We start from the raw sequence: 20,369 nt of genomic DNA, 5'->3' as shown, positions 1-20,369 counted from the left end.
TTACATATCTAAAGCCATTACCTAGTTATGTAGTTGAATTAACATTTCACTGGGGGTTTTATTAAAGTGGCGTTTAAATTCGCGGCTAAATTGCGATGGGCTGGTATAGCCAACCTTTAATGCAGCTTCGTTGGCTTTGCTTCCACTACTGGTTATAAGCTCTTTAGCTTTAGCTAAGCGTACTTTTTTTAAATACTGCAAAGGTGACTCAAACGTTACTTGCCTAAAAGCACGATGGAACGACGATAAGCTCATGTTTACATCTTCAGCTAATCCTTCAACTGTAATTTGATTGGCATAACTACTGTGCATAGTTGAGAGCGTACGGGCGATACGTGCATAATGCCCATCATGCATAGCAAGCCCTATTAAAGTATGTCCTTGTGGACCACAAAGTACACGATATACTAATTCTTTTACTATATCTTCGCCAAAAACGTCAGCCTCAATGGGGTTATTAAGCACGCTAAGTAAACGGTGGGTTACTTGCTCCATTGCGCCATCTATTTTAGCCGATTGAACGCCACTCATTTGCCCAGTGGTGAATGGCTTATGTGTACCAATTTGGTTTACTAATTTATGTAACATTACCGGGTTTATATCTATAACAATCCCCATAACAGGCAGGTTGTTATCGGTAAAAGCTTCGCATTCAAGTGGCACAGGTACACCTAAAACAAGGTAGTCGCCTTCACCATATTTTATTTGATGATCAGGAAAATGAATTATCTTATGTCCTTGCCCAACAATAATAATACCTGAGTTATATATAAGTGGTTGGCGCGGCGAGCTTTTACTTGCACGATGAAAATACACACCTGGAATAATGGTTTCCATGTTGCCTTCAAAGTTAAGTAAATTATTGTGCTCTGCAAATTTTTGCATCATGTTGGCTATTGAGGACATTAAAACTTCTACTATCGTACGAATTTTGCGTAAAATATCAATCTTGACAGTTTTAGGCAAGCTTTTGCGAGTTATTGGGCTTTTTTTATGTTTGTTTTGCCACTAATATGCACTCATTGAAGTTTAGCTTAGTTAGTAACTAAGCATTCTATTTAGTATTTAACCGTCACCTAGGAGCAAAATAATGAAATTTAGCTACGTAAACCCAACACTTATCCAGTTCGGCCAAGAACAAATTGCCTCACTAACTGATTTGATCGCAAAGGATCAAAAAGTACTTGTAGTGTACGGCGGCGGTTCAATTAAAAAGAACGGCGTGTACGACCAAGTTGCAGCAGCACTTGAAGGCTTTGACTGGGTTGAGTTTTCGGGTGTTGGCGCTAACCCAACTATAGAAGTACTAGACCAAGCAGTAAAAATTTGTAAAGAACAAGGCATCGACTTTGTACTAGGTGTAGGCGGCGGTTCAGTAATCGACGGCGTTAAATACATTGCAGCATCTGCAGTTTATGATGGCGAAGGTTGGGATATTCCTACTGGTAAGCACACTATTACTAGCGCATTACCAATTGGTGCAATATTAACATTGCCTGCAACGGGTTCAGAGTCTAACCAAAACTCAGTTGTGAGCAAAGAAGCAACAAAGCAAAAACTACCGTTTGCATCACCAGAAGTACTTCCTAAATTTGCGATTATGGACCCTGATGTAATGAAAACATTACCACAGCGCCAACTTGTGAATGGATTAGTAGATGCATGGGTTCATACCTGTGAGCAGTACCTAACATTCCCTGAAACAGCATTGGTTCAAGAAGGTTACGCAGAGGCACTTTTAAGAACGCTTAAAACACTGGGCGATAACTTTGAAAACCAAGACGACGCATGGCGTGCAAACCTTATGTGGGCAGCTAACCAAGCACTTAATGGTTTGATTGGTTCTGGTGTATCGCAAGATTGGGCAACACACATGATTGGCCACGAGCTTACAGCCGCTTACGGCGTTGATCATGCTCGTTCACTTGCTATTGTTCAGCCTTCTTTACTACGCAACCAATTTGCAGTTAAAAAAGCAAAACTAGAGCAAATGGGTAAAAACGTATTTGGTCTTGAGCAATCTGACGATTTAGCTGAGAAAACAATTTTAGCAATCGAAGCGTTTTACCACAGCCTTGACGTAGCGACCCAGCTTACTGAGCATGGCGATGATAAAGCCGCTGCTATTGACAATATTATTGGCAAACTTGAAGCACACGGCATGCTGGCACTTGGTGAAAACCAAGCTATTACGCTTAAAGAAAGCCGCGAAATTTTAGAGCAAGCAGTTGCTTAATTTTCAAAGCTAAGCGCTTACTTAAATATACTAAGTTTTAGCGTTAATAAAAAACCGTCGACCTTTAGGTTGGCGGTTTTTTTATGGTTTATTATAAATACTGTGTTGCTAATTAACCAATAAAGTCTGTATTAATGTTTTTTAATGATGATAGTAAACTGTGCTCAACGGTTAGGAAAAATCTAACGATTAAATAAATTAAAACAGGACTAAACTCATGAAATTACTAAACACATTACTTAGCTCAAAAGCAGGCGTAGCAGCATTAATTTTACGAGTACCAGTTGGCCTTATTTTAGCGGCGCATGGTGCACAAAAACTATTTGCTTGGTTTGGCGGTTACGGGCTTGAAGGTACAGGTCAATGGATGGCGAGTATTGGTTTAGAGCCTGGCTATTGGTTAGCAATGATGGCAGGTAGCGCTGAGTTTTTTGGTGGCATTGCATTAGCAATTGGATTGTTAACTCGCCCAGCAGCTATAGTTGCCGGCTTTACTATGATGATTGCTATTTTTAGCGTACATATTAGTAATGGCTTATTTATGGCAAACAATGGCTATGAATACGCATTAACGTTACTTGTAGTAACTGTAGTTTTAGCAATTCAAGGAGCGGGAAGCTTTTCGCTTGATAACGTATTAGTTAAAAAGCTAGCTAAAAAATAGAGTTTATTAATTGAAGAATAGCGGCCAATTTGGCCGCTGTTTTTGTAGGTTAACTACTAAATTATTTAGCTGAAAAAGTTAAAGAATAACTGTACTGCTTTTGCTCAAGTAAATACTCTTTGTGAGTACTTGGGCTCCATGAATCATCGCCACCTACGCCCATATGTTGATGATCAATGTGTACATGTACGCAATCATCAGCAATTAGTTCGTTAGTGTGCTTTGCTTGCGTTAGCGTACTTTGCGAATACTCGCTGGCTGCAAACAAAAACGCGCCAGTTACAGTTAAGTTATTAATACTCAGCAATTGGCAATCGCTACGCAGGCCATTATCAGTTGGAAATATATACGGTGTATGTAGCTCATTTAAGCTCAAGCTGTAATAACCTAAACGTGCTGCGGCTTTGCGATCTGGGTAGTTTTCAAAAGGCCCTAAACCTAGCCAGTTTACTTTTGTATCGCTTTGCTTGTTAAGCGTTGTGCTTAGCCCTATACGCGGCATTGGCGGCAGAGTATCGTTTAAGTGCACGTCAATATTTAAGCTAATATTGCCGGTATTATTTAGTGTATATAGCCACTGTGTTTGAGCCTGTAGCACGCCATTAAACTCGTAATTAAATACACAAGTAATACGTACATCAACACTTGATTGCACTGCGTGAATCGAGCTGCATGTGCGCTGCCATTGCCCTATACCTGCACGCAACCAACGAGCCTCCCATGCATTGGGGTCTAGGTTGTCTACTTCGCTTACACCAATGTCGTTATCAAGTGGGGCACGATAAAAGTTATCAACCAGTGGGCTACTAATAACCTGAGTATCGTTTTGTAACCACTGCTCTATAAGCCCTGATTGTTGATTAAAAATCAGTTTAAATTTATCGTTTTCAATACTTAGTTGAGAGTCGGTTTCATTAACACTTATAGCGTTTTGCTCAGATGATGATGCAAATGACTTACTGCTTAAATTATTACTATTTATAAGCTTAAATTGTTCGGTATCCATAATATGTTGAGCGTTTGCAAAGTGTGAGTCGTTAATTAGTGCTACATCTAAATTAAGGTAATATTGCGCACCTTGCTCAAACGCTGTTTTAGTTTTAATCGTTAACGTGTGCGTACTTTGCGGGGCAATATTAAGTACATGCTCGCCTTGCTCAACACAGATGCCATTTTGCATTAGTTGCCAAACCAGTTTTTCGTTATCGGTGTGTCTAAATACGTAATCGCTTAATATATCAATGGTGTATTGGTTTTGATTTTGCTCGCGCAGCGTAAATTGTAAATGCTGCTGGCTGTATTTAGCTTCAAACAGGCTAGGGTGTGGCGTGCGGTCTGGGAACAATAACCCGTTTATACAAAATTGACGGTCATTTAGTTCATCACCAAAATCGCCACCGTAAGCCCAATAATGCTTGCCGTTTTCGTCAGTTTTAGATAAACCTTGGTCTACCCAATCCCAAATAAAGCCACCTTGTAGGCGTGGGTATTCTCTAAATGCCTGCCAGTAATCGTCAAAACTACCTAGGCTGTTGCCCATTGCATGGGCGTATTCACATAAAATAAGCGGGCGAGTTTCACCTGGTAGGCTTAGCCACTTTTTAATAGAGTATTTAGGTACCGCATCGTCTTTAATATCGGTATCTACACGGGCGTACATTGGGCAAATAATGTCGGTAGCCGTTGTATTTGCGCCGCCGCCTTCGTATTGCACTGGGCGAGAGGGGTCAAAGCTTTTTGACCAGCCGTACATGGCATCATGATTTGCGCCGTGTCCGCATTCGTTTCCTAGTGACCAAATAATAATTGAGGCGTGGTTTTTATCGCGCTCAACCATTTGTGTATAACGCGACATAAATGCACCAGCCCACTGCGGATCGCTAGCTAAACGCCCCATAGGAAACATGCCATGGGTTTCTATATTTGCTTCATCAACTACGTATAAACCTAGCTCGTCACATAGTTCGTAAAAACGAGGGTGGTTAGGGTAATGAGCAGTACGCACGGCATTAAAGTTATTTTGCTTCATCAGCTTAATATCTTCAATCATATCGGCGGTAGTAACTGTATGGCCGTTTTCTGGGTGGTGTTCGTGGCGGTTAACACCGCGAATAAGTAGCGGTTTGCCGTTTAAGCAAAGCTGCCCGTTAAGCATTTCTACTTTTCTAAAGCCAATGTTATAAGCTTCAACGTCGATGGTATTGCCTTGATCATCAAGCAGACTCACAACGCAGCGGTATAAGTACGGGGTTTCGGCGGTCCATTTTTTAGGGCTTTGTATATCAATTGTTTGAAATACAACATCGCTCCAGCCACCTTTTTCATCAACACGTTTATTGTTAGTACTTTGAATTTGCAGCTCACATAGCGCCTGTTCGCCATCAAAAACTTGCACTGCTATTTGATAGTTATTCGGCGCATTAATCGCCGTTTTTATATGTAGCGTTGCATCGCGATAGCAAGCGTCTAAATCGGGGGTTATAAACACATCACGTATTTGGTTTTGTGGTTTTGTAAGTAAGTTAACATCGCGAAAAATACCGCTTAGCCACCACATGTCCTGATCTTCTAAATAACTGCCATCGCTCCAACGAATAACCATAACGGCAATACGGTTAGTGCCTGCAACTAACAGTTCGCTTAAATCAAACTCGCTCGGTAAGCGGCTATCTTGTGAATAACCCACCCATTGCCCGTTACACCACAGGTGAAACGCCGAGTTAACGCCTTCAAAAATAATATGATTACGCTGAGTTAGCTGACTTTCGCTTATATTAAATTCAGTGCGGTAACAGCCTGTAGGGTTGTCGCTTGGTACAAAAGGCGGGTTAACTGCAAATGGGTACTTAACATTACAGTAAATAGGTTTATCAAAGCCGTGTAATTGCCAGTTAGAAGGCACTGTAATACTTTGCCAGTTGCTGTTTAGTGTTTCACTTAGCAACGATTCATCAACCGCTTCGGGTTTATCAAATAATTTAAAGTCCCACTGACCGTTTAAACTTTGTTTTTGCGATTGTGTGTTAGTACGGGCATGTTCAACGCTTTTAAAACCATTGAGTGGGCTGTGCGCTTTTACTTGATTAACTTGTACTGAGATTGGGTTTTCCCAATCGCGGCGATTAATTATGTGCTGTAAAGAGGTCATGTTTATCCTATTGCATAAGCGGGCAATTATAATGTGCTAAATATAGCTAAAAATAATCACAGGGGTTATGCTTAAAGCTCTCCTTTATTTATCCAAAACTATCATTGTAATTATGCGCTATAACATTAAAGACATACTCGATATTGGTCCGCGCTGTATAGAACGCTTTATTGATTCACAAACGCTCGCGCAAATGCCAAACCTTGAAATAGCACTTGCGGGTTGCTCAAACCTATCGGGTCGTTATTGCGTAGCACGCTCAGCACCGCTAGAACATACACTTTTTTATACACTTGCAGGGCAGGGTAAATTAACAACACATAATGAGCAGTACACACTTAATGCCAATACACTTATTGTGCTACCAGCAAAGCAAAGCTTTGAAGTGAAAATTGATGCTGAACATTGGGATGTTATTTGGTTAAACCTTGCAAATACTAAACGTTGGCAGCATTTAAACTTAGCGCAAGCACTGGTACTAACCGAGCAAAAACTTGAACCGTTACACCTTGCTATGGAGCTTTTATACAGCGAGCCCAATGCTAATTTACGCGAAAGCGTAACGCCTATTTTAAGTCATTACTTAAATGCTACGCTGCAAAATAACTCTCAGGGTGCGGCGCATAATCGTTTAATTAGTCTGTTTGAAGAGGTAGATAAGCGCTTGCAGTTTGATTGGACAATAGAGGCAATGTGCGAACATGTGCATTACTCATCGCCGCATTTGCATCGTTTATGCCAAGCGCAATTTGGTAAAAGCCCAATACAACAACTTATTTATTTACGCATTGAGCGAGCTAAAAACTTACTGTTAAACACGGCTTGGCCAATTTCGCATGTGGCAAGTTATGTGGGGTACTCTAATATTTTTAATTTTTCCAAACGTTTTAAGAAGTCGGTAGGTGTGTCGCCAAGCGAATTTAGAAAATAACGTTAAGGGCTCTCTACATTTGAATAAATTTAAGGTATTGTGCGATTTCTTAAATTGCATTTTAGAGTTTTAGGTAGGTAATGCGCTCAAACCGTTTTTTAATAGTGATATTATTAGTGCTTGTACACAGCTTTATTAGCTGTGATGGCGCTGCGTATCATTTGCAAGAAGACGTTGATCACGTAACCAGTTCGTTATCGCAAGGCGACTCCACAGCCGATGATAACCAAAGCAATAAAACATCAACTACCGAAATTCATGCCCACCAACATTGCCATTGTGGCTACAACAGCACCTCTAGCCATTCAATAAGCCCAGAGCAAAGTAAAGCAACTTCGCCTGCGTGCTATAACGGGTTAAATTACCCGCCAGATGTACCGCCACCAAATTTTTATAGCTAGTTTCTAATTTTAAACACTTTGTAAAAACTGCCTGCGCTTGTGCGCTATTAGGCTAGTTATTTACATATTTAGGTTGCTTGATCGCGCTTGTTTTTAAAATAGGCGTAGTAATTAAGTTAACTCTGTTTGTTAAAAAACGGACACGCTATATGAATAAAAAACCAATTATGTTGGTGGCGCTAATGTGCGCGCTACCTGCTTTTAGTACTTTGGCGAATGTTAAAACATTAACCCTTAAGCAGGCACTGAGTAATACCGAACAACAAAATCTGGTATTAAAACGCTACCCTTATCATCAAAAAATATTGAGTGCGCTTAAATCTCAAGCTGCACTTTCGCCTAATCCTGTATTGAATGTTGAAGCCGAAAACTTACTGGGTACTAACAAGGCGCGTGGCATTCAAGGCGCTGAAATAACGCTCGGGCTTAGCCAACTAATAGAGCTGGGCGATAAGCGGCAACACCGTATTAATTACGCAACCGCCAATATTAAAGCCCAAGCAATACAGTATCAAAATACCCGTTTAGCGTTATTGGCAACCACTGCTGAGCGATACTATCAAGGGCTTAAATTTCAAACATTATTAAGTTTAAACAACGAGCGTAAACAGGTCGTTATCCAAGCGCTTAAAGCGATTGAGCAAAGAGCCAATGCGGGTGCTGCGTCGCAAGCCGATGTGACGCGCATGCGTTATGCACTTAGCCAAGTAGAGCTTGATAAAGCCATGCTTAATAGTGAATTTGAGCGAGCAAGTTTATCGCTTAACGAGCTGTGGAGTGAGGAGCAACCCTACGATACTTTTGCTGGCAATATTAATGTAATTACTGCGCTTAAATCAGCGCAAGCACTTTTAGATGCGGTTAACCAAGCCCCTGAATTTGCATTATTACAACAGCAATATTTACAGCAAACAGCTAATTTAACACTGCAAAAAGCAAACGGACAAAGCGATATTAATGTAGAGGGAGGCGTGCGCTATAACCAACAAAGCGACTCCAGCTCATTAGTGTTTTCGTTTTCTATGCCACTGCAATTAAGTAATTCAAATAGCGGAAATATTGCAGCTGCAAATAGTCAGCTCATGCTTTTAAATGAGCAGCAAGGGCAATTGCGCATCCAGCTACGCCAGCAAGTACGTACTTTGTACGCTTATTATCAAGGTCGAGCTAATCAGGCAAAGCTATTATCTGATCAAATTATTCCTCAGGCACAAACATTGATCGAGCAAAGCTTAAAAAGTTATCAACGCGGACAAATTTCGGTGTTGCAATTGCTTGATGCTCAACAAGCACTTTTTGATTCTAAACGCACACTTATTACAACTCACGCAGAGCTGTACCAAGTGCTACTTACTCTTGAGCGTTTAACAGGCCAATCTTTAATTGAGACTCATCAATCATGAATAAAAATATAATCGCATTACTAGTATCACTTTCGTTTGCCAGCAGCTTTGTAAGCACAGATGTATTTGCCTCTGCTGAGCATGGCGAGTCAGGTCATAAAGAAACAGAACAACACGAGCAAAAGCAAGGTCCACACGGCGGCTTTTTATTAACTGACCCTAAATTAACCCTTGAGCTTAAATTGCAAGAATTTGCAGGTAATGTTGAGCTACGTGTATACGGCTATAAGCAAAATAAATCGATTAATATAAACGACTTAAACATAACAATGAGTTTAAAGCGCTTAGTTGAAGCGCCGCAAAATATACAGTTTGCAGCTGAGGGCGACTACCTTGTTAGCACTCAATCAATTAACGAACCGCATTCGTTTGCACTTACCGTTACTGCTAATTATAAAGGCGAGAGCATTAGCTATGAATACGACCAACACGAAGGCCGTACCACGTTAACAGAGCGAGCTATTGAGCGCGCAGGCATTAAAACCGAGATAGCGCAAAGTGGTGAAGTGGATATTACCGATACGCTTTTTGGCGTTATTGCACCAACACAACATGGCACGGTAGAAGTAATGGCGCCGTATGCCGGATTGATCAGTGATATTTTTGTAAGCATTGGTCAAAACGTTAAAAAAGGCGAAGTACTTGCCAATGTAACCAACCGTGAAACACTGCAAAACTACCCTATTAAAAGCCCTATTAGCGGCGTTGTAACCGAGCAATACTTAAAGCGTGGCGAGCTTGCAAGCACCAGCGCACTGATGCAGGTAGTTAACCTTAATAAAGTATGGGTTGAGTTATCTGCTTTTCCTGAAAATATTGAAAAACTAGCCATTGGTCAAAGCGCTAAGGTGTACGACTTACATCACCATTTAAATACGCAAGGCAAAGTGTTTTTTATAGCCCCAATGATGACTGGCGGGCACATAGCGCGTGCCCGTATAGAGCTTAATAACCCAGACGGGCATTGGCGCCCAGGCATGCATATAAATAGCGATGTAAGTGTGGCTAAAATAAATGCCAGCGTGCGTGTTAAGCCACAAGCAATTCAAGAATTTAACGGTCAACCCAGTGTGTTTGTTCGTAAAAATAATGTATTTGAAGTGCGTCCCGTTACCTTAGGTGCAAAAAATAGCGAGTGGGTAGAAGTACTTACAGGCTTAAACGCAGGTAGCGAATACGTAACAGACAATAGTTATGTCATTAAAGCTGATATTTTAAAAAGCGGCGCAAGCCACGCTCACTAGGAGGCACCATGATTAATTGGATAGTTTCTTTTGCGGTTAAACGCCGCATGCTGGTGCTTGCGCTTACATTTTTATTTGCTGGATTTGGTGTATACAACATTCAAAATTTAGCAGTAGACGCAGTACCCGATATAACAAACGTACAAGTGCAAATTAATACCAAAGCGCAGGGCTTTACGCCATTAGAGGTAGAGCAACGCATTACCTATTTGGTAGAAACCGCCATGGCGGGCATACCTAAGCTTGACTACACCCGTTCGCTTTCGCGTTATGGGCTTTCACAAGTAACGGTTATTTTTAATGAAGGCACCGATATTTATTGGGCGCGTCAGCAAATTGGTGAGCGTATTCAAAGTATTCGCTCCGACTTACCTAATAACGTAGAGCCAAACTTGGGTCCTATTGCCAGTGGTTTAGGCGAAATATTTACTTACAGTGTGCACGCCGCGCCTAATGCGTTAAAAGAAGATGGCACCGCCTACAACGCCGAAGACTTACGTACTTTGCAAGATTGGGTTATTCGTCCGCAGCTTTTAAAAGTAAAAGGCGTAACCGAAATAAACAGCCAAGGTGGTTTTGAGCGCCAATACCAAGTAGCGCCAGTACCCGAAAAACTCATTGCCTATAAGCTTACTATTAGCGATGTAATTAGTGCACTTGAGGTTAATAACAGTAACCGAGGCGCAGGCTATATTGAGCGTTTTGATGGGCAATATTTAGTACGCTCGCCAGGGCAGTTAAAAACCATTGATGACATAGCCAATACCGTTATAGCTAAGCGCGACGATGCACCTGTACGCATTAAAGATGTGGCTAACGTGCTTTTAGGCAAAGAGCTTAGAACCGGCGCGGCCACTTATAACGGCGAAGAAACCGTGCTCGGCACCGCCATGATGCTAATTGGCGAAAACAGCCGCGTAGTGGCAAAAGCTATGGCTGATAAGTTAGTTGATGTGCAAAAAAGCTTACCCGCTGGCGTTATTGTTGAGGCAGTTTACGACCGTACTACTCTTGTTGATAAAACCATAGCAACCGTGCAAACCAACTTATTTGAAGGTGCCATTTTAGTGATAGTAATTTTGCTATTACTGCTGGGTAATGTAACGGGCGCGCTTATTACGGCAATGGTTATTCCGTTGAGTATGTTGTTTGCCGTTACAGGTATGGTAGGTAATCGCGTATCGGGTAACCTAATGAGTTTAGGCGCAATCGACTTTGGTTTAATTGTTGATGGTGCTGTAATTGTAGTTGAAAACTGCCTGCGCCAACTCGGTGTAGCTCAGCATAAACATGGCAGGCTACTTACTTTAAACGAGCGTTTAAATGTAGTGACCGCAGCCACCAAAGAAGTATTTACACCGGCTGTATTTGGCATTGTTATTATTATGCTGGTTTACTTACCTTTATTTGCACTAAGCGGCGTTGAAGGCAAAATGTTTCAGCCAATGGCGTTTACTGTAGTTGCGGCGTTAATTGGCGCGCTTATATTTAGCGTTACATTTGTACCGGCTGCTATTGCAGTGTTTGTTCGCGGTAAGGTTGATGAAACCGAAAATGCAGTCATGCGCGGCGTTAAAAAAGTGTATAAGCCATTACTTGGTATATCGCTTAAATTACCGTGGCTGATGGTGGGTATTGCCACGGCATTAGTATTGGTGCTTGGTTTTAAAGTTAAAAACATGGGCGCAGAATTTTTACCGAAACTTGATGAGGGCGATATTGCTATGCACGCGCTGCGCATTACTGGCACTGGTATTGAGCAATCTGTGCAAATGCAAAAAGAACTTGAACAAGCCATATTAGATCAGCCTGAGGTTGCTAACGTATTTTCAAAAATTGGTACTGCCGATGTAGCAAGCGATCCTATGCCGCCCAATGTTGCCGATACTTTTTTAATACTCAAACCGCAAGATGAGTGGCCTAATCCAGCACTCACTAAAGCAGAGTTGGTTCAACAAATTCGTACCCGTGTTAACGATGTCCCGGGTAATAATTACGAATTTACACAACCAATAGAAATGCGCTTTAACGAGTTAATTGCTGGCGTGCGCGCCGATGTGGCACTGCGTATTTATGGTGACGACTTAAGCGTACTTAAAGAGTTTGGCGAAAAAGCCACAGGGCTAATGCGTAATATTGCAGGCGCTACCGATGTACGTTTGGAGCAAATGGAAGGATTGCCAACACTTTCGGTAACACCAATGCGCGACCACATGGCGTTATTGGGTTTAAGCGTAAACGATATTCAACAAACACTTGCCGCCGCTGTTGGTGGTGTGCAAACCGGACTAATTTACGAAGGCGATAAACGTTTTTCGTTATTAGTACGCCTTGATAAACGTTGGTCTAGCGATGTATCAGCACTTGCTCGTTTGCCAGTTGCTTTACCTATAGATAGTAACCCAGAACTTGCATTTGTACCGCTTGGCGAAGTAGCGACAATCAGCATTGAAAAAGGGCCTAATCAAATAAACCGCGAAAGTGGTAAGCGCAACGTCGTGGTAACTGCCAATGTAGAGGGGCGCGATTTAGCAAGCTTTGTAAGTGATGCGCAAGCGAGCATGAATGAATCACTTAATTTACCAAGTGGCTATTGGCTTGAATACGGCGGCACGTTTGAGCAGCTACAATCGGCAAGTAAGCGATTATCATTAGTTGTGCCGGTCACTTTATTGCTTATATTTGGCTTACTGTATAGCGCCTTTGGATCGCTTCGTGATTCATTGATTATATTTAGTGGTGTGCCACTGGCATTAACGGGTGGTGTGCTTGCGTTATTGTTGCGCGATATGCCGCTTTCAATCTCAGCGGGTGTCGGCTTTATTGCCCTAAGTGGTGTAGCGGTATTAAACGGCGTGGTTATGCTGTCGTTTATTAAGCAGTTACGAAGCGATGGTTTAAGTTTGTTTGATGCAATTCACAGCGGTGCACTACAGCGCTTGCGCCCAGTACTGATGACGGCGCTGGTGGCAAGTTTAGGCTTTATACCTATGGCGCTTAATTCGGGAACGGGTTCTGAAATGCAAAAACCTCTCGCGACAGTAGTGGTTGGCGGGATTATTTCATCAACTCTACTGACATTGTTAATTTTGCCCGCGCTTTATAAGTTAGTACATTCTAAATTTACTAAAAAAACAGAAGCTGAATTAGCTTAAATACTAGCTATTGATAATGTAATAAAAAAAGCAGCTGTACTTACAGCTGCTTTTTTATTTGGGTATTATTTAGCAAAAATACTACATTAATTATATTGAAACAGATTATCCCAACGCTCATCTAATATCGTTTTTGCGTGTTCTAAATTTATTGCGCTATACACATCACTAGTGCACGTTACCAAACGCATACGTACCAGCTTTTCAAGTGCGTCGCTAATTTCAAAATCAAGATCGCACTGGTATTTGCTTTTAAACCAATGCTCTATTTGTTCATCAAGCGTTTGGGCGGTTAAGCCGCTTTCTGATTTTAGTAAAAAGGTATACGCAAGCAGGGCTTCTTTTATGTCTTCTTCTTCGGCAGCGTCAATAAGCGTGTGAAAAACACCCGCGTTATTATCAAGGTTTTTAAAGTAGAGGTTATCGCTAAGCGCTTTCATAAATTTAATTTTACGGTTTTTAAACTTACTCCATTCTTTAAAAATAAAGCTGCCAAATACTCCCATGCCAATAGCAAAGGTAATAAAATGTTGTTGGGTCATTTCTACAGCTTCACTTCTAAAACCACCCCAAAAAGCAAACAGAGCAAGCAATAATACGATTGATGCGCCAAGTTTAGTTATAAGTACCACTGCACCGCCAACTAAAGCCGATGAGCCAATAATTGCTTTATCAATAGGGCGCATGCGTACTTCGCTATTAGGAAATAGCATTTCGAGATCGGCCTTTGGCACATTTTGAAACAGCTTTACTATGGTTGAGCTTGGCTCAAATCCCATTGGCGTTTTATTTTTAGCTTCAAAATAAGCGCTATCTTTAAAGCGAATAAACACGGCAACACGGTCGTAATTAGTAAAGTGCAGCGGCTTTTTACGCAAGCCCCAAAAGCTGGTAATAGTTTCAGTGAGTTGCGACTCGCCACGGCGATAAAAAACCACTTCTTCAAAGTCGTCAAATTCAACTTCAAGGCGCACCTTAAATAGTGACTCTTCGTTTAATGCATCTTGTAAGTCTTCATTGGTGATCACTTCAAAATTAGCGGCATTAAGCACCTTAGCAAAATCTTTAGCAAACTCATGTTGGCACTGCGCTTTTTGATCCGCCGATACTGGCGCTAACGATCGCGTGTCACTGTTGGGATCAAAAGGGGCGTAGTTGTTTTTAAGTGACTCAAGTGTTGAGTGGTAATCGTAATGAATAAGGCTTGCTAGTAAATCGCAAAATTGTTTAAACGATGTTTTTTGTGTACTGCTTTTAAGCTCTTCGCTACACATATCAACAATATCTTGCTTTCTAAAGGGAATAAAACGCGCACTTTGCATAAATTAATAACTACTGTGATAGGGAATCTAACTGCATGGGCACATAATAAAATATTATTATGGATATTACTAATTTGTTAATGCAGTAGGGCGTATTGATCATTGGTGGTTGAATTTGCAGCTGTGTGTTTGGTTTTTAGGCAAGGCAGAGCCTATGTAGTGTGGTTATTCCCCATAAATAAGGCGATAACGCAGCATAAATACCAAACATGCGCTGCCCTCTGGGTTCTTTCTAGGGACGATTAACTCTTTGTTGCCTGCATGGATGTAGGTAAGGGGCGTGAGCAGGACGCGGAAGCTTTGCTCGATTTTTACTTAGCCCACTAGGTTACAAACCTCGCACCGCGATTTAATCGCCCCTAGATTGAACAAATTTCAATCCACAAAGATCAATACGCCCTAGGACCTGATAAATTTAGTACACTGTTTTCAGCGTGTATTAACCTAAATGTGTAATTATTGGCTTATTGAATACTCTTGTTCTTATTTATAAGTGAAAAGGATTTACTATGGCCATTCAAAAAAAGCTAAAAGAAAAAACGCGTAATTTTATTGACTCTAAGCATATGCTTAGCGGTATTACAGTGGCGTCGTTTTTAGAGTCAACCATAGTTCCTATTCCACTTGAAGCTGTATTAGTACCGCTAATGCAAGCTCGCCGTGAAAAGCTATGGCTTATAGCATTAATGGCGACCTTGGGCTGCATAGTGGGCGCATTGTTTGGTTATGCGTTGGGTTATTATTTATTTGATGCGGTTGGCGATTGGATTATTAATACGTTTTCGAGCCCTGAGCAATTTGAAAACGTTAAACAGCAAATGCAAGATCAAGGTTTTTGGTTTGTAATAACACTAGGCATAGTGCCTATTCCGTTTCAAATAGCGATGCTTGCAGCTGGCGCGACTAAGTACTCTATTTGGCTGTTTTTGTTGGCCTCGGGTATTGCGCGTTCTATTCGTTACTTTGGTCTGGCTATTATTGTTTATTATGCAGGTAATGAAGCTGAGCGAATCATTAGTAAACACAAAACTAAGGCAATGGTTTTAATAACGTTACTTGTGTTAGGAGTTTGGGGATTAAGCTTGGTGATTTAAGCTCATTATTAAAGGTTATTAACCACCTTATTCTAATAAGCCTTTTTGGTAATGTGCTATAGTTTTTTAATATAGTATCGAAAAGCTTAGGGTTAATATGATTGAAACTGTAAAACTCACTATCAGGCTTTCTAATTTTTTTAAAATGAGCTGGAAAAATAAAACTGTAAGCCTATTTTTATTAGCTTATATTGTTATTTTTTCAGCCTACTCCCTAACTAACTTTCCTCCCCTACAAGTTCAAAATAATGTTTACGGTTTTACAACTGATTTTATTAATTTAATTGTTCTTATTTTTTTATTTTGGATGGTTCAGTGCTCCAAACTTTCAAAGCTTGCATATACATTTTCGACTCTCGGATTAATGCTCTGGTCCATGGGTAATACAGCTGATTTAATCGATGAGATAGTGATACAGCCTTACTGGGTAAGTATTTATTTTGAAGATTTATGCAGAACCAGCGGCATGCTTTTAACTTCCTATGGTTTATTTAAAACGATGCGCTTTATACAAAGTATTAATAATCGATTAGCGCGTGAGCTAATTATTGACGATTTAACCAAGGTACATAACAGACGTTATTTTTATCAGCACGCTAAAGATGCTCAGCACTCACCTTACGTTATTTTAATTGTAGATATAGACCACTTTAAAGCAATTAATGATGAATTTGGTCATGATGTTGGTGATGTAGTGCTTAAAGAACTAGCAACTAAATACGACAATGCTTTTACGCACCAAAACAAATTTGCTCGCCTCGGTGGTGAAGAATTTGGTGGCTACTTGCCTACAAATAATATGACGCAAGCATGTGATTTTTCGCAGCAATTAATTGACCTTGCGCACACCATAAATGTTCAAAATTCTCGCCACTTAACAGTAAGTATAGGTGTTGCAATGCAAACGCCTAATGAGCCTTTAGATAAAGTAATGAAGCGCGCTGATCAAGCTTTATATTTAGCTAAGAAGAATGGCCGAGATCGTTTTGAAATTGCCCCGTAAGCGTTTTTAATTATATAAAAACACGTCCTTATTGTTTGCACATTTACTACACTTTTTAACGTTTTCGTAAGGAAATGTCAGTGAGGGTAATGCTTTGTAAATCATGAAATTAAAATAGAATGTTTGGGTCATAATGGGGATATTAATAATAAGGAATAACCTTAATGACCAACTCCCTTTTAAAAGCTGCATTACCCTTAAGTCTAATTACTATTTTGTCGGGCTGCGGCTCTGATGATAGCTCAAGCTCTACAGGTTACATCCAATTGTATAACGGCTCTTACAATAGCCCATACACACGTTTGTTTGTTGAAGAAACAGAACGTTCAGGCGCTGATTTTGCCGATGTAACTACTCGCCATAACTACAGCACAGGCACTTATGATGTAAGTTTTGAATACCTAGATGCTAACGACAGCTATATAACAATTAGCGACCAAGAAATTTCTATTAAAGGCGACAAAACACAGTTAGTAGTAATGAGCGGCAACTTTGATGAGCCTACATTTACAGAGCTTAGCGTACCTATTACAAGCGATACGGGTGAGTTTAACTTAGGGTTTTACAATATTGCAGGGGAGGATACTAACTACGATATTTATTTAGCAACTGATGATGGCGTATTTGAAAGCGCGACACTTTTTTCATCGGCTCAATATTTAAGTGAGTTAGATCTGCAAAGCATTGATGAAGGCTATTACACTATTTACATAACAGAAGCGGGCAGCAGTGATGTTGTGTACGAGTCGTCATCTGTTTATTTATACGACGAAGCAAGCTATGTAGCAATGATCCGCCCAAGTTACGCTACAGAAGAAGGCGGTATTACGCTTGATGTAGTAACCGATAATAACTACGTTACTGAGCTTAAACATCAATCTGCCCTGGGGCAATTACGTTTTATAAATACGGTTGATGACTACTCGCCAGTAAGCTTTTCTGCTACACGCGGTACAACTGTAAACACAACAAATACAGTTGCTAGTGACTCTTATACAGATTATGTTGAACTTTCGCCTAATAGTTACAGCGTAGCGATGTACGACGAAGAAGGTACAAAACTAGCTGATAACTTTTTAATGACGCTAGAGCGTGAGCAAAGTGCGGTGGGTATTTTTTATAACGACGTTGATAACGGTTTACGTATGATGAGCGTTGAAGAAAACCTAACACCAAGTAGTTACAGCCATACGGTATCGGTTGTAAACCTAATTGAAAGCTACGCAGGGCAGTCGGTTTCAGATGTTGATGTGTTCTTTACACTTAACGGCGAAACGGTAGACGACACCAGTAACGTAGTCGATGGCCTAGATAAGTATGACCAAGAAGAGCAGGTTGTAGATAACGAAATTTACACGGTTTATGTTGTATATGAAGATAATGGCCAGCAAATTGTGCTTATTCAGCAAAGCGATATGGACTTTACACAAGAGGGTAACTACATATTGATTTTAGAGCATGATGAAACAACAAGCTCAGGTTATAAAATGACCCTAGAGCGTACTATCACCGATAGTGTTGAATAAACTTACACATTTTAAGTAGTGTAAAGCCTAAACGCCTACAAGCGCTTAGGCTTTTTTATTGAACAAAATTTACCTACTCATTAATAATTAGGTACACTCAGGGCATAATAATTAATAAGAGTGTGCCATGGATGATTTAGTTGGGTTAGCCGTTATAGTAATACTGGTTGTAGTTGCCGGTGCTATTTGCGGCTTAATAGCGCTAGTGCAGTTAAATGGATTAAAACAAGAAGTTGCTGTTTTAAGGGCCAAAATAACACATCTACAAACACATAAATCGATATCGCAAAGTGAACCTCAAAGTGAAGCATCTACGGCTCAGGCAGCGCTTTCAAGATCAGAGCCAATTGCTCATAAAACACAGCCAAATTTAACGTCCCAAAACGCGTCGCCACCTGTAATAAATCAGCTATCAGCGCCTCCTAAAAAAGCCAAACCAGCTGAAGCATCAGCCATAGAATTACTATTTAATAAATTACGCGCAGGGTTTGAAGAGAACTGGATGACCTGGATAGGCGCAATAGCGCTTGCGTTTGGGGGCATATTTTTAGCTAAATACAGCCTAGAAGCGGGATTACTATCGCCTGTAATGAGGTTGAGTTTAGGCGGCTTATTTGGGCTTGGCCTAATTGCAGCCGCAGCTTATTTACACCATAAACGCATTGTATTTGAAGGCTTTAATAATTACATACCCGCAGCGCTTGCAAGCGGCGGGTTTATTACCTGTTTTGCTTTAACGCTTTTAGCCTACAGTAGCTACGATATGCTTAGCCCTACCGTGGCATTTTTTACATTGGCAGTTATTGCAATTAGCGCAAGTGCGATGGCACTTAGGTTAGGCCCATTATTAGCGGTATTAGGTATTATTGGCGCTTATAGTGTACCAATATGGGTTAGCACTGGCAGTGGTAACTTGTTTGCATTATTTATGTATGTTGGCTTTGTAAGTTTGTCGGCTGCGTTAGTTGCACATAAAGTACAACGTATTTGGCTATGGTATTTACTATGGGCTGGGCACATTGGCTGGTATTTAGTTGGTTTTACGCTACTTAAAGTTAATACCGTTTGGTTAATGGGAACGTTTGCCCTACTGAGTATTATTGGGTTAATTGCTATACCGCGCTTAGGTCTAAAACTGAATGTTATTGAACATCGCCCGCACAGTTTAAAACGTTTAATTAAAGTGCTTCCAGATCACCTATTATTACTCGCTTTTATAGCGCCCTTAATATTTACCATGCTAATAAGTCACTTTGATATGCAGTGGCAAACAATCGGCGTGTTAAGTATTGTATTGGTGTTGTTTTTAGTCCTTAAAAATAGCCGTTGGGATATTTGGCAGGGTGTAGCGTTAGTTATTTCAACGCTATTAGTGATAGGCGCTCAGCGCACGCATCTTTCGCCAAACCTATTTGATGACGCACTCTTTATATTCAAAAATGAGTATGGTTTGGGTTTATTTCTCGGATTGTTACTTACCGCTTTTGGGCTTTATTACGGTAAAAAACAGATTAAGCGTTTAGCGTTTCATATTACGGGGGCATTTAGTGTATTTGTAATGATAGCGACTTTATATACGCTTATTCCTAATTCTGCGTTAAGTACTGCATATCCACTTTGGGCCGTTGTATTGTTTGTAGTGGCAGCTATTTTAATAAAGCTCGCGCAACATAATACAACGCTATTTCAGCGTTTTACTTATTGGGTAGGCGCTAATGCCAATATTACGTTAGCAATTACCATGCTACTAAGTGACAGCGGCCTAACCATTGCTCTTGCTGTACAAGTATTACTTATAAGCGTACTTATTAAACGCTATAGCGTGCCTATGCCACATTGGCCTATAAAAGCCTTGGTTGCTGCGTTATTACTGCGCCTTACGCTTTCACCTTGGACGCCAAGTTACGATGCACTCACGGTATTTGGTTTGCATTGGAGCATAGTGGTTTACCCGTTATGCATTGCGTTATTTTTTGCCGCAGCTAGGTGCTTTAAAGCATCTCAATTAAAAGTATGGTTAGAAGGTGCAGCCCTTCATTGTTTAGCGCTTTTTATTACAACCGAAACAAGTTATCAGTTAGTAGGGCATTGAGGCTGTAGAATTACTCTTTTTAGGAACGTATCCTACTATTTTTAATTGATTGCTTTTTAACCTTGAATCCATGTGTTCGCTGTGATCTAATAGATATTATTCACCCACGGTAAACTGTTATGGCTAACTACAAGCCTGACTTATCCTGTC

13 protein-coding genes and 1 pseudogene are annotated in these 20,369 nt (G+C 40.6%); 11 read left to right on the top strand and 3 right to left on the bottom strand.

Translation table 11 applies throughout. The features are described 5' to 3' along the window. Positions 1-21 precede the first annotated feature (21 nt). The gene (locus AAEY62_RS14665; protein ID WP_350635227.1) at positions 22-906 is read right to left on the bottom strand and encodes an AraC family transcriptional regulator; all 885 of its coding nucleotides are present in this window, start codon (positions 904-906) and stop codon (positions 22-24) included. 184 nt (positions 907-1,090) lie between these two features. Between AAEY62_RS14665 and AAEY62_RS14660 the strand changes: the two genes are divergently transcribed. Together AAEY62_RS14660 and AAEY62_RS14655 are read left to right on the top strand one after the other, a co-directional pair. After that, positions 1,091-2,236, top strand: a complete 1,146-nt coding sequence (locus AAEY62_RS14660) for an iron-containing alcohol dehydrogenase (protein ID WP_007587207.1) — start codon at positions 1,091-1,093, stop codon at positions 2,234-2,236. A gap of 217 nt (positions 2,237-2,453) precedes the next feature. Further along, on the top strand, positions 2,454-2,900 hold the full coding sequence (locus AAEY62_RS14655) for a DoxX family protein (protein ID WP_350635225.1): 447 nt from the start codon (positions 2,454-2,456) through the stop codon (positions 2,898-2,900). A gap of 61 nt (positions 2,901-2,961) precedes the next feature. Here AAEY62_RS14655 and AAEY62_RS14650 read toward each other — a convergent pair whose 3' ends face one another. Continuing rightward, complete coding sequence (locus AAEY62_RS14650) at positions 2,962-6,048, bottom strand: beta-galactosidase (protein WP_350635223.1); 3,087 nt, start codon at positions 6,046-6,048, stop codon at positions 2,962-2,964. 112 nt (positions 6,049-6,160) lie between these two features. Here AAEY62_RS14650 and AAEY62_RS14645 point away from each other — a divergent pair, with 112 nt between their 5' ends. From AAEY62_RS14645 to AAEY62_RS14625, 5 genes are all read left to right on the top strand, one after another. Next, complete coding sequence (locus tag AAEY62_RS14645) at positions 6,161-6,979, top strand: AraC family transcriptional regulator (RefSeq protein WP_197118020.1); 819 nt, start codon at positions 6,161-6,163, stop codon at positions 6,977-6,979. An 80-nt stretch (positions 6,980-7,059) separates the two neighbouring features. After that, the gene (locus AAEY62_RS14640) at positions 7,060-7,380 is read left to right on the top strand and encodes a hypothetical protein (protein ID WP_350635221.1); all 321 of its coding nucleotides are present in this window, start codon (positions 7,060-7,062) and stop codon (positions 7,378-7,380) included. A gap of 149 nt (positions 7,381-7,529) precedes the next feature. Next, entirely contained in the window at positions 7,530-8,783 is a 1,254-nt protein-coding gene (locus AAEY62_RS14635) for a TolC family protein (protein WP_350635219.1), read from the top strand. Next, positions 8,780-10,027 carry an efflux RND transporter periplasmic adaptor subunit gene (locus AAEY62_RS14630; RefSeq protein WP_350635218.1) on the top strand — a complete coding sequence of 416 codons (1,248 nt, stop codon included), beginning with the start codon at positions 8,780-8,782 and terminating at the stop codon, positions 10,025-10,027. Before AAEY62_RS14635 ends, AAEY62_RS14630 begins: the two co-directional genes overlap by 4 nt. Before the next feature lie 8 nt (positions 10,028-10,035). Further along, on the top strand, positions 10,036-13,182 hold the full coding sequence (locus AAEY62_RS14625; protein WP_350635216.1) for an efflux RND transporter permease subunit: 3,147 nt from the start codon (positions 10,036-10,038) through the stop codon (positions 13,180-13,182). An 86-nt stretch (positions 13,183-13,268) separates the two neighbouring features. Here the strand turns inward: AAEY62_RS14625 and AAEY62_RS14620 are convergent, their stop codons facing one another. Further along, complete coding sequence (locus AAEY62_RS14620; RefSeq protein ID WP_010554605.1) at positions 13,269-14,504, bottom strand: TMEM143 family protein; 1,236 nt, start codon at positions 14,502-14,504, stop codon at positions 13,269-13,271. A 509-nt stretch (positions 14,505-15,013) separates the two neighbouring features. Between AAEY62_RS14620 and AAEY62_RS14615 the strand changes: the two genes are divergently transcribed. The 4 genes and pseudogenes from AAEY62_RS14615 to AAEY62_RS14600 form a co-directional block, all read left to right on the top strand. Then, positions 15,014-15,598 (top strand): YqaA family protein, encoded by a 585-nt coding sequence (locus tag AAEY62_RS14615; RefSeq protein ID WP_010554604.1) that lies wholly within the window; start codon positions 15,014-15,016, stop codon positions 15,596-15,598. Between the two features lie 97 nt (positions 15,599-15,695). After that, on the top strand, positions 15,696-16,601 hold the full coding sequence (locus AAEY62_RS14610; protein WP_350635215.1) for a GGDEF domain-containing protein: 906 nt from the start codon (positions 15,696-15,698) through the stop codon (positions 16,599-16,601). Positions 16,602-16,765: 164 nt separating this feature from the next. Beyond that, positions 16,766-18,127 carry a hypothetical protein gene (locus tag AAEY62_RS14605; protein ID WP_350635214.1) on the top strand — a complete coding sequence of 454 codons (1,362 nt, stop codon included), beginning with the start codon at positions 16,766-16,768 and terminating at the stop codon, positions 18,125-18,127. A gap of 127 nt (positions 18,128-18,254) precedes the next feature. Then, positions 18,255-20,216 (top strand): annotated as a pseudogene (locus AAEY62_RS14600) (DUF2339 domain-containing protein); the annotation flags it as partial. Positions 20,217-20,369: the final 153 nt, after the last annotated feature.

This window comes from Pseudoalteromonas sp. GW168-MNA-CIBAN-0100, assembly GCF_040309225.1.
In the GTDB taxonomy this organism is placed as follows: domain Bacteria; phylum Pseudomonadota; class Gammaproteobacteria; order Enterobacterales; family Alteromonadaceae; genus Pseudoalteromonas; species Pseudoalteromonas arctica.
This window is presented reverse-complemented; position numbering and strand designations above follow the sequence as displayed.

Excerpts from the sequence above, each read along its gene's own strand:
- AAEY62_RS14650 (WP_350635223.1), bottom strand. The coding sequence starts at position 6,048 with ATGACCTCTTTACAGCACATAATTAATCGCCGCGATTGGGAAAACCCA.
- AAEY62_RS14610 (WP_350635215.1), top strand. The coding sequence starts at position 15,696 with ATGATTGAAACTGTAAAACTCACTATCAGGCTTTCTAATTTTTTTAAA.
- AAEY62_RS14665 (WP_350635227.1), bottom strand. The coding sequence starts at position 906 with ATGTCCTCAATAGCCAACATGATGCAAAAATTTGCAGAGCACAATAAT.
- AAEY62_RS14660 (WP_007587207.1), top strand. The coding sequence starts at position 1,091 with ATGAAATTTAGCTACGTAAACCCAACACTTATCCAGTTCGGCCAAGAA.
- AAEY62_RS14625 (WP_350635216.1), top strand. The coding sequence starts at position 10,036 with ATGATTAATTGGATAGTTTCTTTTGCGGTTAAACGCCGCATGCTGGTG.
- AAEY62_RS14645 (WP_197118020.1), top strand. The coding sequence starts at position 6,161 with ATGCGCTATAACATTAAAGACATACTCGATATTGGTCCGCGCTGTATA.
- AAEY62_RS14615 (WP_010554604.1), top strand. The coding sequence starts at position 15,014 with ATGGCCATTCAAAAAAAGCTAAAAGAAAAAACGCGTAATTTTATTGAC.
- AAEY62_RS14605 (WP_350635214.1), top strand. The coding sequence starts at position 16,766 with ATGACCAACTCCCTTTTAAAAGCTGCATTACCCTTAAGTCTAATTACT.
- AAEY62_RS14630 (WP_350635218.1), top strand. The coding sequence starts at position 8,780 with ATGAATAAAAATATAATCGCATTACTAGTATCACTTTCGTTTGCCAGC.
- AAEY62_RS14640 (WP_350635221.1), top strand. The coding sequence starts at position 7,060 with ATGCGCTCAAACCGTTTTTTAATAGTGATATTATTAGTGCTTGTACAC.
- AAEY62_RS14635 (WP_350635219.1), top strand. The coding sequence starts at position 7,530 with ATGAATAAAAAACCAATTATGTTGGTGGCGCTAATGTGCGCGCTACCT.
- AAEY62_RS14655 (WP_350635225.1), top strand. The coding sequence starts at position 2,454 with ATGAAATTACTAAACACATTACTTAGCTCAAAAGCAGGCGTAGCAGCA.
- AAEY62_RS14620 (WP_010554605.1), bottom strand. The coding sequence starts at position 14,504 with ATGCAAAGTGCGCGTTTTATTCCCTTTAGAAAGCAAGATATTGTTGAT.